The organism is Prochlorococcus marinus str. MIT 0917, from assembly GCF_027359575.1.
Classification (GTDB): domain Bacteria; phylum Cyanobacteriota; class Cyanobacteriia; order PCC-6307; family Cyanobiaceae; genus Prochlorococcus_B; species Prochlorococcus_B marinus_D.
Window position 1 is genome coordinate 184,715 of sequence record NZ_CP114784.1, and the last position, 13,982, is coordinate 198,696.

The 13,982-nt window shown below is 37.7% G+C and carries 17 protein-coding genes; 10 read left to right on the forward strand and 7 right to left on the reverse strand.

Going from position 1 to position 13,982, the window contains the following annotated elements:
• The first annotated feature begins 52 nt into the window (after nt 1-52).
• The 5 genes from O5637_RS00965 (at nt 53) to O5637_RS00985 (ending at nt 4,640) form a co-directional block, all read left to right on the forward strand.
• Entirely contained in the window at nt 53-1,348 is a 1,296-nt protein-coding gene (locus O5637_RS00965; RefSeq protein ID WP_269605325.1) for a glucose-1-phosphate adenylyltransferase, read from the forward strand.
• 159 nt (nt 1,349-1,507) lie between these two features.
• Nucleotides 1,508-2,926, forward strand: a complete 1,419-nt coding sequence (gndA, locus tag O5637_RS00970) for an NADP-dependent phosphogluconate dehydrogenase (RefSeq protein ID WP_269605326.1) — start codon at nt 1,508-1,510, stop codon at nt 2,924-2,926.
• 5 nt (nt 2,927-2,931) lie between these two features.
• Nucleotides 2,932-3,648 (forward strand): 6-phosphogluconolactonase, encoded by a 717-nt coding sequence (pgl, locus tag O5637_RS00975; RefSeq protein ID WP_269605328.1) that lies wholly within the window; start codon nt 2,932-2,934, stop codon nt 3,646-3,648.
• A gap of 34 nt (nt 3,649-3,682) precedes the next feature.
• Nucleotides 3,683-4,258 (forward strand): CIA30 family protein, encoded by a 576-nt coding sequence (locus O5637_RS00980; protein WP_269605330.1) that lies wholly within the window; start codon nt 3,683-3,685, stop codon nt 4,256-4,258.
• Complete coding sequence (locus O5637_RS00985; protein ID WP_269605332.1) at nt 4,245-4,640, forward strand: coat protein; 396 nt, start codon at nt 4,245-4,247, stop codon at nt 4,638-4,640. The genes O5637_RS00980 and O5637_RS00985 overlap by 14 nt, the downstream gene beginning before the upstream one ends.
• A gap of 1 nt (nt 4,641) precedes the next feature.
• Here O5637_RS00985 and ilvD read toward each other — a convergent pair whose 3' ends face one another.
• The 3 genes from ilvD to O5637_RS01000 are packed head-to-tail and all read right to left on the reverse strand — an operon-like array spanning nt 4,642 to nt 7,285.
• Nucleotides 4,642-6,312 (reverse strand): dihydroxy-acid dehydratase, encoded by a 1,671-nt coding sequence (gene ilvD, locus O5637_RS00990; protein ID WP_269605334.1) that lies wholly within the window; start codon nt 6,310-6,312, stop codon nt 4,642-4,644.
• A gap of 32 nt (nt 6,313-6,344) precedes the next feature.
• Nucleotides 6,345-6,644: a hypothetical protein gene (locus O5637_RS00995; RefSeq protein ID WP_269605336.1), complete on the reverse strand. Its 300-nt coding sequence runs from the start codon at nt 6,642-6,644 to the stop codon at nt 6,345-6,347.
• A gap of 23 nt (nt 6,645-6,667) precedes the next feature.
• The gene (locus O5637_RS01000) at nt 6,668-7,285 is read right to left on the reverse strand and encodes a uracil phosphoribosyltransferase (protein WP_269605338.1); all 618 of its coding nucleotides are present in this window, start codon (nt 7,283-7,285) and stop codon (nt 6,668-6,670) included.
• A 71-nt stretch (nt 7,286-7,356) separates the two neighbouring features.
• Here O5637_RS01000 and O5637_RS01005 point away from each other — a divergent pair, with 71 nt between their 5' ends.
• The 5 genes from O5637_RS01005 to purQ all read left to right on the forward strand — a co-directional run bounded on the left by O5637_RS01005 (nt 7,357) and on the right by purQ (nt 10,321).
• Nucleotides 7,357-7,869, forward strand: coding sequence for a pentapeptide repeat-containing protein (locus O5637_RS01005; RefSeq protein ID WP_269605339.1), 513 nt, complete (start codon nt 7,357-7,359; stop codon nt 7,867-7,869).
• Between the two features lie 20 nt (nt 7,870-7,889).
• Nucleotides 7,890-8,981 carry a GTP-binding protein gene (locus tag O5637_RS01010; RefSeq protein ID WP_269605340.1) on the forward strand — a complete coding sequence of 364 codons (1,092 nt, stop codon included), beginning with the start codon at nt 7,890-7,892 and terminating at the stop codon, nt 8,979-8,981.
• Between the two features lie 131 nt (nt 8,982-9,112).
• Nucleotides 9,113-9,283, forward strand: coding sequence for a hypothetical protein (locus O5637_RS01015; RefSeq protein ID WP_269605341.1), 171 nt, complete (start codon nt 9,113-9,115; stop codon nt 9,281-9,283).
• 107 nt (nt 9,284-9,390) lie between these two features.
• Nucleotides 9,391-9,663, forward strand: a complete 273-nt coding sequence (gene purS / locus O5637_RS01020; RefSeq protein WP_269605342.1) for a phosphoribosylformylglycinamidine synthase subunit PurS — start codon at nt 9,391-9,393, stop codon at nt 9,661-9,663.
• Between the two features lie 4 nt (nt 9,664-9,667).
• Nucleotides 9,668-10,321 (forward strand): phosphoribosylformylglycinamidine synthase subunit PurQ, encoded by a 654-nt coding sequence (purQ, locus tag O5637_RS01025; protein WP_269605343.1) that lies wholly within the window; start codon nt 9,668-9,670, stop codon nt 10,319-10,321.
• Nucleotides 10,322-10,393: 72 nt separating this feature from the next.
• On the opposite strand, the gene O5637_RS01030 is transcribed toward purQ, so the two are convergent.
• From O5637_RS01030 to accD, 4 genes are all read right to left on the reverse strand, one after another.
• Nucleotides 10,394-11,461, reverse strand: coding sequence for a class I fructose-bisphosphate aldolase (locus O5637_RS01030; RefSeq protein WP_158466423.1), 1,068 nt, complete (start codon nt 11,459-11,461; stop codon nt 10,394-10,396).
• A gap of 101 nt (nt 11,462-11,562) precedes the next feature.
• Nucleotides 11,563-12,663, reverse strand: coding sequence for a Gfo/Idh/MocA family protein (locus O5637_RS01035; RefSeq protein ID WP_269605345.1), 1,101 nt, complete (start codon nt 12,661-12,663; stop codon nt 11,563-11,565).
• Between the two features lie 21 nt (nt 12,664-12,684).
• The gene (locus tag O5637_RS01040) at nt 12,685-13,044 is read right to left on the reverse strand and encodes a hypothetical protein (protein ID WP_269605347.1); all 360 of its coding nucleotides are present in this window, start codon (nt 13,042-13,044) and stop codon (nt 12,685-12,687) included.
• A 36-nt stretch (nt 13,045-13,080) separates the two neighbouring features.
• Nucleotides 13,081-13,965, reverse strand: coding sequence for an acetyl-CoA carboxylase, carboxyltransferase subunit beta (accD, locus tag O5637_RS01045; RefSeq protein ID WP_269605348.1), 885 nt, complete (start codon nt 13,963-13,965; stop codon nt 13,081-13,083).
• Between the last annotated feature and the right edge of the window lie 17 nt (nt 13,966-13,982).

The following is a 13,982-nucleotide window of genomic DNA, read 5'->3' on the forward strand; positions in this document are numbered from 1 at the left end:
TGAGCACTCTATCCAGTAGGTTTGCTCCAAATAGCCGATTAATAGTGCCTTCATGAAGAGAGTACTTGCCATCATACTTGGCGGTGGAAAAGGATCACGCCTATATCCATTAACCAAAATGAGAGCAAAACCCGCTGTTCCATTAGCCGGTAAATATCGACTAATAGATATTCCCATAAGTAATTGCATAAATTCGGACATCAGTAAAATGTATGTTCTTACTCAATTCAATAGCGCTTCACTAAACAGGCATATTGCGCAAACTTATAATCTCAGCGGACCTTTTGGACAAGGTTTTGTTGAGGTTTTGGCTGCTCAGCAGACACCAGAAACACCATCTTGGTTTGAGGGAACTGCTGATGCTGTACGAAAATATCAATGGCTTTTTCAGGAGTGGGATGTTGATGAATATTTGATTCTCTCTGGAGATCAGCTTTATCGTATGGATTACAGCTTATTTGTTGAACAGCATAGAAAAACAGGAGCAGATTTAACAGTTGCAGCTTTGCCAGTTGATTCAGCTCAAGCTGAAGCATTCGGTTTGATGCGCACTGATGAATCTGGCAATATTAAGGAATTTCGTGAAAAACCAACTGGTGATTCTTTGAAAGCAATGGCTGTGGATACTTCAAGGTTTGGCTTGGAAGCAAGTGAGGCTAAAGAGAAACCTTATTTGGCTTCAATGGGAATTTATGTTTTTAGTCGTTCTACTCTTTTTGACTTGTTAAATAAATTTCCCTCCTATACAGATTTTGGAAAAGAAATTATTCCTGAAGCTTTGGGAAGAGGAGATAAACTCAAGAGTTATGTGTTTAATGATTACTGGGAGGATATAGGAACTATTGGTGCATTTTTTGAATCGAATTTAGCCTTAACTCAGCAACCGACTCCTCCTTTTAGTTTTTATGATGAAAAGTTCCCTATTTACACTAGGCCTAGATATTTGCCTCCTTCAAAAATTGTAGATACCCAAATAACTGACTCAATAGTTTCCGAGGGGTCAATACTTAAATCATGTAGCATTCACCATTGTGTATTGGGAGTAAGGAGTCGAATTGAAAGTGACGTTGTTCTGAATGAAACCCTGGTAATGGGATCTGATTTTTATGAGTCTTATGAAGAGAGAATAGCTCTAAGAAATGGTGGGGGTATACCATTAGGTGTTGGACAAGGAACAACTGTTAAAAGAGCAATTCTCGATAAAAACGCTCGAATCGGAGACAATGTGACGATAGTCAATAAAGACAACGTGGAAGAAGCTGATCGTGCAGATCAAGGTTTTTATATTCGTAATGGAATTGTTGTTATCGTCAAAAATGCCACAATTCCAGATGGAACCATTATTTGATTTTTATTTAATGCATTAGAAATTTAGTAAGCCTAATTTTTCAAGATTCTATTATTAAATATTTTTTAAAGAATCCTTCATCCCTGACATTGAGCCCATTAATGCAGCGAAATGATTCCACAGTCGTCACACTAACTCAAGTAGAAATTTATTAACTTAATGACCAAGGCACATTTTGGATTAGTCGGTCTTGGAGTAATGGGTGAGAACCTTGTCCTTAATGCAGAGAGAAATGGTTTTTCTAGTGTGGTCTATAACCGTACTTATCAAAAAACTGAAGATTTCCTTCAAGGTAGAGGTTTAAATAAATCAATTCAAGGAGCGAAGGATCTTCAAGAATTTGTATCAAAGCTGGAACGTCCAAGAAGAGTATTAATGATGGTTAAGGCTGGATCAGCTACTGATGCTGTAATTAATCAAATTTCGCCTTTCCTCGAGGAAGGGGACTTACTCATTGATGGTGGAAATGCCCAATTTATGGATACTGAAAGAAGAGTAAAAGAACTTGAGAGTAAGAGTTTTGGTTACATCGGAATGGGTGTATCAGGAGGAGCGAAGGGGGCTTTGGAAGGACCAAGCATGATGCCTGGTGGCACAAAGACTTCTTATGACGCCATAGAGAGTTTGTTGAACAAAATGGCTGCTCAGGTAGAAGACGGCCCCTGTGTGACTTACATCGGCCCAGGAGGATCAGGACATTTTGTTAAGACCGTTCACAATGGTATTGAATATGGGATCGAGCAAATATTGGCTGAGGCCTATGACTTGATGAAGAGAGTTTGTGGAATGAGCGGTGATGAGATGGCATCTGTTATGGGCTATTGGAATAAAACCGAGGAGCTTTCCTCCTATCTTGTTGAAATCACAGAGGCATGTTTACGAGTTAAGGATCCTGATGATAGTTCCGATCTTGTTGAAAAGATAATGGACAAGGCGGGCCAGAAAGGTACTGGCTTATGGACAGTCGTAAGCGCGCTTGAACTTGGTGCTTCTGTCCCAACTATCTATGCATCTTTGAATGGAAGGGTTATGAGTTCGATGAAAGATCAAAGAAATTATGCAGAAACAATTTTGAACGGCAATAAGCCTTCGTTTGTTGATTTTGGAAAGCCTTCTGATGGAATGCCTTTGCTTATGGATGCAGTCGTTTTGGCTACAATAGCTAGCTATGCCCAAGGTATGGACATTTTACGACTTGCTTCTGATGAATATAATTACGATCTTGACATGCCCTCGATAGCTCAAATATGGAAAGGTGGTTGTATAATAAGGTCTACTCTTTTGAGTCGTATACAGGATGCATTTAAAAAAGATCCGAAGTTAAGCAATCTTATTCTAGATAGTTGGTTTACTGAACAGGTAAATAATCGTCTTTCTGGTCTGACTCAGGTTGTTTCTGCTGCTGCTAATGCTGGAATTCCAGTTCCGTGTTTAAGTAGCACTCTTGATTATTTAAATAGCTTTAGAACCTCTAGACTTCCCCAAAATTTGGTTCAGGCAATGAGAGATTGTTTTGGCTCTCATACTTATGAGCGCGTAGACAAAGCCGGATCATTTCACACTGAATGGATTGATTGATACTAATGACTAAATATGAAATTCAAGTTTCAGAAGACAAAAACTCTCTCGCTCAAGCTGCCTCTGATTTGATTGCTCAGATTGTTGAGTCAACTTTAAAAATTAAAAATAAAGCAAAAATTGCCCTTTGTGGTGGTTCGACTCCTAAGGCTGCTTATTCTTTATTGGGTAAAAAAAATATTGATTGGATGAACGTCGATTTGTTCCTTGGAGATGAAAGATGGGTTGACAATGAATCTCAAGATAGCAATTGCTTTCTATTGAATAATTCATTATTTAAAGAAGGTAACCCTTCCCTACAAGCATCATTTTTTAGTGTTTCAACCGTTGAATTAGCATCGCCAGAGGAAAGTGCTAAAGATTATGAAAAAATTTTGAAAAATAATTTGGATGGGGATCCACCAAAATTTGATTTAATTTTATTGGGCTTGGGAGATGATGGGCATACAGCCTCCCTCTTTCCTGGCTCGGATGCATTATTTGAAAAAGATAGCCTAATAACTGTTGGTGAAGGTAAAGGTCATAAAAGAATTACCTTTACAAGTAAACTACTCAGTTCAGCAGACAATGTGGTCTTCCTAATCAGTGGATCTGCTAAACAAACGGCTCTTAAACGTCTACTTGATCAATCAGAATCATGGGAGCGAACACCTGCAAAATTAGTTTCACCAAACTCTGAAATTATTGTCTTAGCTGATAAAGATGCTTACCCATCTTCCTAATTAGATTATTGTATGAGTAGAGCATACTTCTTAATTGATTCCTGATTCACCCCCGACTGAAATTTCAATAACTCCTCTCATACAGGGGGCAGAATTTTCAGATTGGAAATCTCTGAATGACACAATTATGGGCGGATCAAGTCTTGCAAAGTGCCGTTCTTCAGAGAAAGGCTTATTTCTTGAGGGTAACTTAGTAGAAGAAGGCGGTGGCTTTGTTAGTTGCCGCTCTCCAATTTTTGATAAGCCTTTTAATCTTTCCAAATATTCTGGATTAATTCTTGAAGTTGAAGGAGAAGGGAGAACATTGAAATTTGCAATTGCTTGTGAAAAGAAACCTTTATCACTATCCAATCTTCTAAAAGGTGATATTCGTTGGGTGGCATCAATACCCACAAAGAAAAACGGAGTTAGTAGTATAAAAATACCCTTTAAAGATTTGGAACCGGCTCGTCGAGCAAAGCCTGTTCGGCTACCGCTTAGTTTTGATCCCACTTGTATCAATAGATTTCAAGTACTCCATTCAAAATTTGGTCAGCCAGGCAAAATGAACTCAGGGTTTTTTGCTGGTCCTATCAAAGTCTTAATTAAGTCAATTAGTGCATACTCCTGATTCGAAAGATAGCTTGATAGCTGAAGTTGCCAAAGCGGCAGACCTTTGTATGAAGCCATATGTTCATTCTGTTTTTTTAGAAAATCAATTAGATGATGATAATGAGCCTGATGACTTGATTTTTAAAATTCAATCTAGAAATATAGACGGCGAAAGAGAAGAATCTATGGATATTGAACTTGAAGTGTATAAAAGTGGGAATGATGTAAATATGACTATATCTTGGAAATCATTAATTGATAGGCCGATATTATGGCAAGGGAAGCATGCTGTTTGGATGGATAGCTCATCTGGTGTCCAATGCGAAACGCCTTCATATGGAAAACTTTTTGAGTCCCTTGCGAGAAAACTCAGGACAGTTTTTAAGGCTTCGTTAAACTGAACTATATTTGATCGGTTGTAGCTCCTTGGCTTGATGAACTTACTAGTCTGGAATACTTTCCAAGAATGCCTGTCTTATATCTAGGCTTTGGCTTCTTCCATTTCTCTTTCCTTATAGCTAGTTCTCGGTCTTCCACATTTAACTGAATTAATAATTTATTAGCATCAACAGTAATACTGTCTCCTTCCTCTACTAACCCAATTGTTCCTCCAACGGCTGCTTCTGGAGCAACGTGGCCGACCACTAATCCATATGATCCCCCACTAAATCGCCCGTCTGTAATTAGAGCAACTTTCTCTCCCAACCCTTGACCTACAATTGCTGAAGTTGGAGATAGCATTTCTCTCATCCCGGGTCCTCCTACAGGCCCTTCATATCTAACGACTACTACATCTCCAGCTTTGACTTTATTGTCTAGAATTGCAGCTAAGCATTCTTCTTCACTCTCAAAAACCCTTGCAGGCCCAGTTAAAACAGGAGTTTTGACCCCACTGATTTTTGCGACACTTCCTTCACTAGCTAAATTTCCTTTGAGAATAGCTAGATGTCCTTTCTTATAAATAGGATTTGATATTGCTCTGATAACATCTTGATTTTCTTTGGGCTTTGAGGGGATATCTCTAAGAACTTCTTTAATTGTTTTACCTTCAATAGTTTTGCATTCTCCATGAAGCATTCCTGCATCGAGGAGTAATTTCATCACTTGAGGAATCCCCCCGGCTTGATGTAAGTCTACCGTTACGTATTTACCGCTTGGCTTGAGGTCGCAAATTACAGGAACAGTTTGTCTTATACGTTCAAAGTCATCGATTGTTAAATCAACTCCTGCAGTCCTCGCTATTGCAAGTAGGTGAAGAACAGAATTTGTTGAGCCACCAACAGCCATGATGACACTGATCGCATTCTCAAAGGCTTTTTTTGTGAGTAAATCTAATGGTCTGATGTTGTTCTTAACTGCATTGACAAGCACCTGAGAACTCTTGGCAGCGCTCTCTGCTTTTTCATCATCTACAGCTGCCATTGTTGAACTAAATGGCAAACTAAAACCCATCGTTTCAATTGCCGCAGACATGGTGTTTGCAGTGAACATGCCACCACAACTACCAGGACCAGGGATAGCATTTTTTTCTACTGCTATTAAACGTTCTTCGTCTATTTTCCCACTTGTTAATTGACCGACAGCTTCAAAAGAACTAACTACGGTTAGGTCGCAACCGTCTAATTTCCCGGGCTTAATTGTTCCTCCGTAAACAAAGATTGAAGGTATATTCATTCTTGCCATTGATAACATTGCGCCGGGCATGTTTTTGTCACACCCACCTATTGCCAATACACCATCCATGCTTTGAGCGTTGCAAGCTGTCTCAATTGCGTCAGCAATAACTTCTCTTGAAACTAATGAATATTTCATCCCTTCTGTTCCCATAGAGATGCCGTCACTAACAGTTATGGTCCCGAATGTTTGAGGCATTGCACCAGCCTCTTTTAAAGCGGCCTCTGCTCTATTAGCCAGATCCATTAATCCCATATTGCATGGGGTTATTGTGCTGTGACCATTAGCGATTCCAATGATTGGTTTATTAAAATCATTATCATCAAAGCCAACAGCTCTAAGCATTGCTCTGTTCGGTGACCGCTGAATACCCTGTGTTATCGCATTTGATCTAAGCATTTGATTTCTATTTAATTGTTTAAAAATTAGAATTAATTAGAAGATCCCAGGTCTTCTAATTGTTTCCGTACGTCTGCTATTGCCGAATTAAGCTGTTCAACACGTTGCTCAAGGTGTTCGTTGGTTTGATTCCCTAGAGTATTTGATTCTAATTCAGTTGCCTCAGAACCATCTTGAATTCTTGGTGCGTAAAGCATTGCCTTTTGCTTTCTGGTTTCTTGCCTTTTCTCGGCTTCAGAAAGTAACCACCAAGCTAAGCCTGCAGCTCCAAGTACGGCACCACTAATTAATGATGCCAAACTTCCTGAATTTGAATCTCGATATTGGCTCATGGTTTGAAAAACTTCCTTAAATGCTAGTCCGATGAGGTGACTCTGGTTTTGATACGTAATGATGGATCACCAATTCCGGGTGATAGTTCACTTTCTGATATTAATTCAGGATCTATACAAGCACAATAAATATTCAAATCTTGAATATTTTCACCGATTTCTTTAAGTCCTTGATTAGCAGCTAATGCTGTAATCACTCTTATCCTTCTTGTATCAATTTTTTTATCTTTAAGATGATTTAAATCTTTTAAAAGTTGTTTACCGGTTGTTATTTGATCTATGTAAAAAATAATTCCTGCATTTTCCTCAATTTCTTTAGGTAGCCCGCCAATACACAAATTTGAATTAGGAATTAAATTTCTAGCACCTCTAAAGAGCTCAAGCCCTGCAGGCAAATAAGGAATTGCCAAAATAGGAATATTTGGATCAATAATTGAACATTCAGTTGTTCCTGCTGAAGTAGTGATCTGTTCTTTTTTACTTGGGATCCAATCTCTTAGAGCTTCATAAGTGAGCCAGGTGCCAAGTTGTTCTAGGCCTGTTGCATAGAGGATTTCTGGGGTAGTAGGGTTCCTTAAAATAGTTAACCAATGTGATATGAGTGGGTGAGGAGGAACTATTACTCTTAAGCTCATTGACATGATTCATTCTTGGCCCTATTTGCCATAACGTGAATAATTAAATTACCTGTTAAAAGTCCTTTTAAGCTCCAATGAACAAAAAAACTTCTTTCATCTCTGATTTTAAAGCAATTGTTTTTGCTGCATTACTTATTTTTGTTTTGATTTTTCCTGGTCAAAGTGTTTTTGCTAGAACGCCTGCTGAGATTCGCAATCAAGAAGAACTCAATATTTCCCAGGATATGTCTAGCCAGGATTTAAGTGGAAATGATTTCGTAAAACTAGATCTGAAGGGCATAAATTTAAGTGAATCAAATCTGACAGGAGCAGTGTTTAATAATAGTAAATTGAATGGAGCAGATTTGCATGGTGCGCAGCTAAATGACGCTTTGGCATATGCAACTGATTTCGAAGGAGCCGATTTAAGGGATGTCGACTTCAATGGTGCATTATTGATGGAAAGTACCTTCACAGATGCTCTTATTGAAGGAGCTGACTTTACAGATGCGGTGATAAGTCGAATACAACAAAAAGAACTATGTTCTATGGCTTCTGGAACAAATTCAAAAACCGAGGAGGATACAAGCTATAGTCTTGGTTGCTGACTTGTTGAACAAAAATAAAGATGAGTGATAGTCGTCTACCAGTTACTGTGGTTACTGGGTTTTTGGGCTCTGGCAAAACAACACTCTTGAGATATCTTTTGAGTGAATCTCATCAACGTCTAGCTGTAGTAGTTAATGAATTTGGAACAGTAGGCTTAGATGGAGACCTTCTTAAAACCTGTGGCTTTTGCTCTGATGATGAAGTAGATGAAAGAATAGTTGAATTGAATAATGGCTGTTTATGTTGCACTGTTCAAGAGGACTTCTTACCTGCAATGGAAGCCTTGCTACTTAGAGCAAATCAGCTTGATGGAATCATTATTGAAACCAGTGGTCTTGCTTTGCCAAAGCCTTTACTGCAAGCTCTTAATTGGCCTGCAATAAGAAGTAAGGTTTTCATTAATGGTGTCGTAACTTTGGTTGATGGATATGCTCTTTCAAACGGAAGTCCAGTGGGCGATTTAAAAAGTATTAATGAACAAATAACAAATGATAATAGTATTGATCATTTAACTCCAATAAATGATCTTTTTAGAGATCAATTGATTTCTGCTGATCTCGTTTTGATTAGTAGGTCTGATTTGCTTTCTGCAAAAAGCTTTTCATTTGTTAGGGATGAGGTGAAAAAGCAAGGGAATTCCATTACTAATATTCTGCCAATATCTAATGGAAAAATTGAACCTTCAGTAATTCTCGGCCTTTGCAAAGAACAAAACAATATTTCTCGATCAGATCAAAATGACCATGACCATGACCATGACCATGACCATGACCATCACCATGACCATGACCATGACCATGACCATGACCATGACCATGACCATGTTGATGTAATAAGTGAGCATTTAAGATTTGAATTCCCAATTAATCAAAATTCATTGAAAGAAATACTTTTAAAACTTGTTCCGGAATATCAAATTCTTCGAATAAAAGGGAGATGCTGGATAGAGGGTAAGGCTTTGCCCCTTCAGATCCAAATGGTTGGATCTAGATTTAATTCATGGTTTGAGAGCGCGAATGATGATTCTTGGAAACCTTCTAAGACTGGGATTGATTTAGTCTCTTTGAGCCTGAAAGGCGGAGTTAAAAAAGCTTTTGAATCTTCTTTTTAATTAATCGGTTCAAATTATTATATTTATATTAAAAATAGGTTGTATTTTTATTTTTATCCGCGATTCTTTGTGAGTTAGGAGATAATTCTCTTAAACCAATTTTTTAATAGTTTCTAACCGGACTTTTTGTTGTGAGTCAAGCAGTTTCCACTACCGAGAAAAATGAAGTTCAGAGTGTTGCCAATGCTTTGAATCTGAAGACCTGCAGTAAATGTGGCGGTAATGGTTATATGAAATCTAGCCCAAATTGTTATCACACTTGTCTGACATGCCTAGGTAAAGGATTAATAAGTGAACAATGAGAAAGTATCAATTAGAAATTTATCAAATATTATCTACAATAACTTTGTAACCTTCTTTCTTGGGTTAACTAAGGGAAGGCAGTAGGAAATCCCATTGATTTTTAAAAGTGTCTTTATTTAAAGCAAGAGTTTTTGTTCATTTAAGACCTTCTGTTTTGGATCCGGCCGGAGAGGCTACTAGGTCAGCTACTAAGAGATTAGGAATAGAAGGAGTTACTCAACTAAGAATTGGTAAATCTATTGAACTTGAGATCGAAGCGGCAAATAAGGAGGAAGCTCGATCGAAGATTGAGTTAATGAGTGATCGATTGCTCGCAAACCCTGTTATTGAGGACTGGTCTTTGGAATTTAAGGACGAACAGAAAACTCTTACAAACTAAATAAATGAATATCGGAATTATTGTTTTTCCTGGATCGAACTGCGATAGGGACGTCAGGTGGGCTACTGAAGGATGCCTGGGAATTCCTACAAGTTTTCTATGGCATGAAACTACTGATTTAAGTGGTTATGACGCAATTGTCATTCCAGGGGGTTTTAGTTATGGAGATTATTTACGTTGTGGAGCTATAGCAAGATTCGCACCTGTTTTAAATTCTTTAATCTCTTTTGTTGATAAAGGTGGAAAAGTTCTTGGTATTTGTAATGGGTTTCAAATACTTACTGAACTTGGTCTCTTGCATGGAGCTTTGACAAGAAATAAGAATCTACATTTTATTTGTGATAAAGCAAATTTATCTATTGAAAGTACAAAATCATCTTGGATGAAAAATTATAAAAAACATGATTCTATTTCACTACCTATTGCTCATGGAGAAGGGAGATATCAATGTACTAATGACGTCTTGAAAAAATTGCAGGATGATGATTCGATTGCTCTAAAATACGCTCATAACCCTAATGGATCAATCAATGATATTGCTGGAATTACAAATAAAAAAGGAAATGTTTTGGGGATGATGCCACATCCTGAAAGAGCTTGTGATGATGCTTTAGGTAATATTGATGGCAAGTCAATTCTTAGTACACTTCTTTCTTGAATTTATAAATCAAGGCATTAAAAAAGCTGCTATCAAAATGAGAGATAGCAGCTTTTTATTAGCTTTTTTAGCTTAGTACTTATATCCAGCTACAAATAGTTGTTCATCAGAAGAAGGCTGAGAACCAGCAACATACAATCCTTTTGATGCCTCAGAGTTTGCTTGAGCTCTAGCTATGAGTGCTTTTTGTCCATCAGCAGTGTTCGAGCCTTTCCATGCTTTTAGACATGAATGTTGTAAAGCACGACCATATGAGAATGAAACATTCCACTTAGCCTTTCTGTCGATCTTATTCATCAGATTTAAATAAACTGATGCAGCTTCCTCGCTCAAGCCACCTGAAAGGAAAGTAATACCAGGGACACTTGCAGGTACACAGCGTTCCATTGTACGGATTGTCATTTCAGCTACTTGCTGAGGATCAGCTTTTGTTGAGCTGTCAGCACCTTGAACCGTCATTGATGGCTTTAGAAGAGTTCCCTCTAGAAGTACTCCGTTTACTTGGCAAGCTAAGTAAACTTCTTTGATTACTTCTTCTTGAACTGCTGCTGTCTTTTCAATTGAATGTGAACCATCCATTAAGATTTCTGGTTCAATAATTGGAACCAGACCAGATTCTTGAACTGATCTAGCGTATCTTGCTAAACCCCAAGCATTTTCTCTAATAGAAAGTTTAGAAGGACAACCATCGTCTGTTATTTGAAGCACTGCTCTCCACTTAGCAAATCTTGCACCTTGCTCGTAATAATCAGCAGCTCTTTCAACAAGACCGTCTAAACCTGAACAAAAAGTTTCTACATCGTGTCCACCAGCTAATGGTCTTAGACCTTTATCAACCTTGATTCCTGGAATTATTCCTAGCTTCTCAAGCTTTTTAACCATTGGCTCACCATCTGGATGGTTCTGGAAAAGAGTTTCTTCAAAAAGAATCGCTCCGCTTATGAAGTTTCCAAGACCTTCTGTGGTGAAAAGCATACCTCTATATGCTTTTCTGTTGTCCTCAGTGTTCTCAACACCTATTGAAGCAAGCCTTTTACCTACTGTTTTAGTTGATTCGTCAACAGCAAGAATCCCTTTGCCTGGCTGGGCTATGGCACTTGCTGTTTTCTTTAGTTCTTCTGCGTAGTACGAGAGTGCCATTTATGCAACAAAAATTTCATTAAGATTATTCCATATCAAAGGCCCTTTTTGTGGCTTATTACACCTAAAAAAGAAAATTTATATCTTTTCTGTGCATTTCTCTAATTTATTTCAAGCTTCATTCCAATCGAGTTTGATTCTTTAACCTTGTCACAAACAATTTGGCTTGCTAATCCCTCAGCTAAGCCTGGAATAACTGGGGTACCGTCTTTTATGCTTTGAGCCCACCAGTCTTGTATTCTTGCTACTGGGGCAATTCGTCCATCTGTCCAAATTTTTGAAAAAGAAAGATCTGAATCTGGTTGAATACTTTTAAGAACTTCTTCCTTAGTTGAGAACCACAGCCCAAATCCGTGTACATAATCGTTCTGATTGTCACTGCTAAGAATAAGAGTTCCATTGCGCCCATAGATTTCTAGACTAAAACCCCTGCTTTGTTTTGTTACTGCAGAGAGATTTACTTGGACTGGAATCAAATTGTTATTAAAGCTTTTAATTTGTAGTTGAGAAATGCTTACATCTTCACTGGTAACTTTTTTAATGGTTTTTGATTGGGTGCAAAATCTTTGTTTGATTGAAGTTGAATTTATTGCGCTTAATGAATGAGTTGGACCAATTAGCCAATGAATCATGTCAAAAGCATGGGTACCTAACGCGCCCAATACCCCTCCACCAGAATCTTCGTCTGAATACCAATTCCATGGTCTATCTGGATTAGCTCTGCTGCTCATTAGCCAATCTAGTTTTACAAAATAAGGTTCATCTAGTTTCTTCTCGTTAATTATTCGCTTTGCTTGCATGAACAGAGGAACAGCTCGATATTCGTAATCGACAGCTATTTTTAAATTTCTTTTTAGGGCATTTCTTTGAAGCTCTTTTACCTCTTCAGAGTTTAGGCAAGTTGGCTTTTCTAGTAAAAGATGTTTTCCTTCTTTTATTGCTTCTAGTGCAAGCTCGTATCTTGGAGCTGGTGGAGTAGCTATAATTATTCCATCTATTTTGGAATCAGTGACTAAATCCTCCCAGGTCTCGTAGGCATGAAGATTGTACTTATTGCAGGCTTCTTTGAGCCTTTCTGTTCGAGGATGCCACAACCCCACAAGCTCAATATTCTTATTAGATAATGTTGCAGGGATATGAACACTTTCACCGAAACCTAGTCCTGCAATTGCTATACGTAATGGTTGAACTGTATTGATCATTCTTTTAAATAATTGATGAGTTTAATCATTTTCGCAGCTATCTGAAATCACATCATCTAATAGTTTATCCCCATTTGGGTCTTCCCATTTTGCGGTTAAATTATTTTTACCATTAACTGAAATATCTTTGAATTTATTAGTCAAACAATTGATTTTCATTATGTAAATATTCTCCTCTATTTCATTTGAAGTACTTGAGTCGATTTTTATGTATTTCGTTGTTATTTCTATTATGTTTTTTTCTTTAATATCAATACTATCTTTATTTAAATATTGAATTCCTGATGGCGTTTTACTAACTTCAATCCAATTAATATTGGCCGCATATATTATGTTTGTCCTATTAAATAAAATAATTAATATTAGGACTAAGATATTCACAAGATAATCAAGTTTATTTTTAACCTTCGATTCGTTTTATGCATTAGTTTGTAACTTTACTTCTTGTGTCTTATGTAATCGAAGTATCTTTGCCAAAGTTTCTTTAAGTTCTGTCCTAGGGACAATGGTATCTACGAAACCATGATCTTGAAGATATTCAGCTGTTTGGAAATTATCAGGAAGTTTTTCTCTAAGTGTTTGTTCAATTACTCTTCTTCCTGCAAATCCAATAAGTGCTTTGGGTTCTGCAAGTATTAAATCTCCAAGCATGGCAAAACTAGCTGTAACGCCTCCAGTGGTGGGATGTGTAAGTAAAGGCATATAAAGTAACTGAGCATCTCTATGTCGCTCAAGCGCTCCTGAAATTTTTGCCATTTGCATAAGGCTTAACATTCCTTCTTGCATTCGAGCACCACCCGATGCGCAAACAATTAGCAATGGCAATTTCTCTTTGGTTGAGTGTTCGATAAGTCTTGTGATCTTCTCTCCTACAACAGATCCCATTGAGCCACCCATGAATCTGAAATCCATCACGGCTAATGCCATAGGAATAGAATTAACTTCGCATGTCCCTGTTAAAACTCCATCTTTTAGACCAGTGCTAGCTTGGCTTTCTCTGAGCCTATCTGCGTAAGCTCGTCGATCTTTAAAACCCAGAGGGTCAACTGGAGTTAAATGATTATTGATTGATTTGAATGTATTTGGATCAGTAATTATTCTTATTCTCTCTTCGCTATCTATTCGATTGTGATGCCCACAATTACTACAAACACTGCAATTGTCTATTAAATCTTTTCTATAAACTACTTGCCCACATTCTGGACATTTTTCCCATAGTCCATCACTTTCTTCAGATTCCTGAGTGACTTTGCCAACAAACTGGCCTTTCCTTCTATCAGCAAACCAGTCGAATAATGACACAGATTTTTTGTGATTGA

Bases quoted from the DNA above. Each gene is read 5' to 3' on its own strand.
- O5637_RS00965 (WP_269605325.1), top strand. From the start codon at position 53: ATGAAGAGAGTACTTGCCATCATACTTGGCGGTGGAAAAGGATCACGC.
- gndA (WP_269605326.1), top strand. From the start codon at position 1,508: ATGACCAAGGCACATTTTGGATTAGTCGGTCTTGGAGTAATGGGTGAG.
- pgl (WP_269605328.1), top strand. From the start codon at position 2,932: ATGACTAAATATGAAATTCAAGTTTCAGAAGACAAAAACTCTCTCGCT.
- ilvD (WP_269605334.1), bottom strand. From the start codon at position 6,312: ATGCTTAGATCAAATGCGATAACACAGGGTATTCAGCGGTCACCGAAC.
- O5637_RS00995 (WP_269605336.1), bottom strand. From the start codon at position 6,644: ATGAGCCAATATCGAGATTCAAATTCAGGAAGTTTGGCATCATTAATT.
- O5637_RS01000 (WP_269605338.1), bottom strand. From the start codon at position 7,285: ATGTCAATGAGCTTAAGAGTAATAGTTCCTCCTCACCCACTCATATCA.
- O5637_RS01005 (WP_269605339.1), top strand. From the start codon at position 7,357: ATGAACAAAAAAACTTCTTTCATCTCTGATTTTAAAGCAATTGTTTTT.
- O5637_RS01010 (WP_269605340.1), top strand. From the start codon at position 7,890: ATGAGTGATAGTCGTCTACCAGTTACTGTGGTTACTGGGTTTTTGGGC.
- purQ (WP_269605343.1), top strand. From the start codon at position 9,668: ATGAATATCGGAATTATTGTTTTTCCTGGATCGAACTGCGATAGGGAC.
- O5637_RS01030 (WP_158466423.1), bottom strand. From the start codon at position 11,461: ATGGCACTCTCGTACTACGCAGAAGAACTAAAGAAAACAGCAAGTGCC.
- O5637_RS01035 (WP_269605345.1), bottom strand. From the start codon at position 12,663: ATGATCAATACAGTTCAACCATTACGTATAGCAATTGCAGGACTAGGT.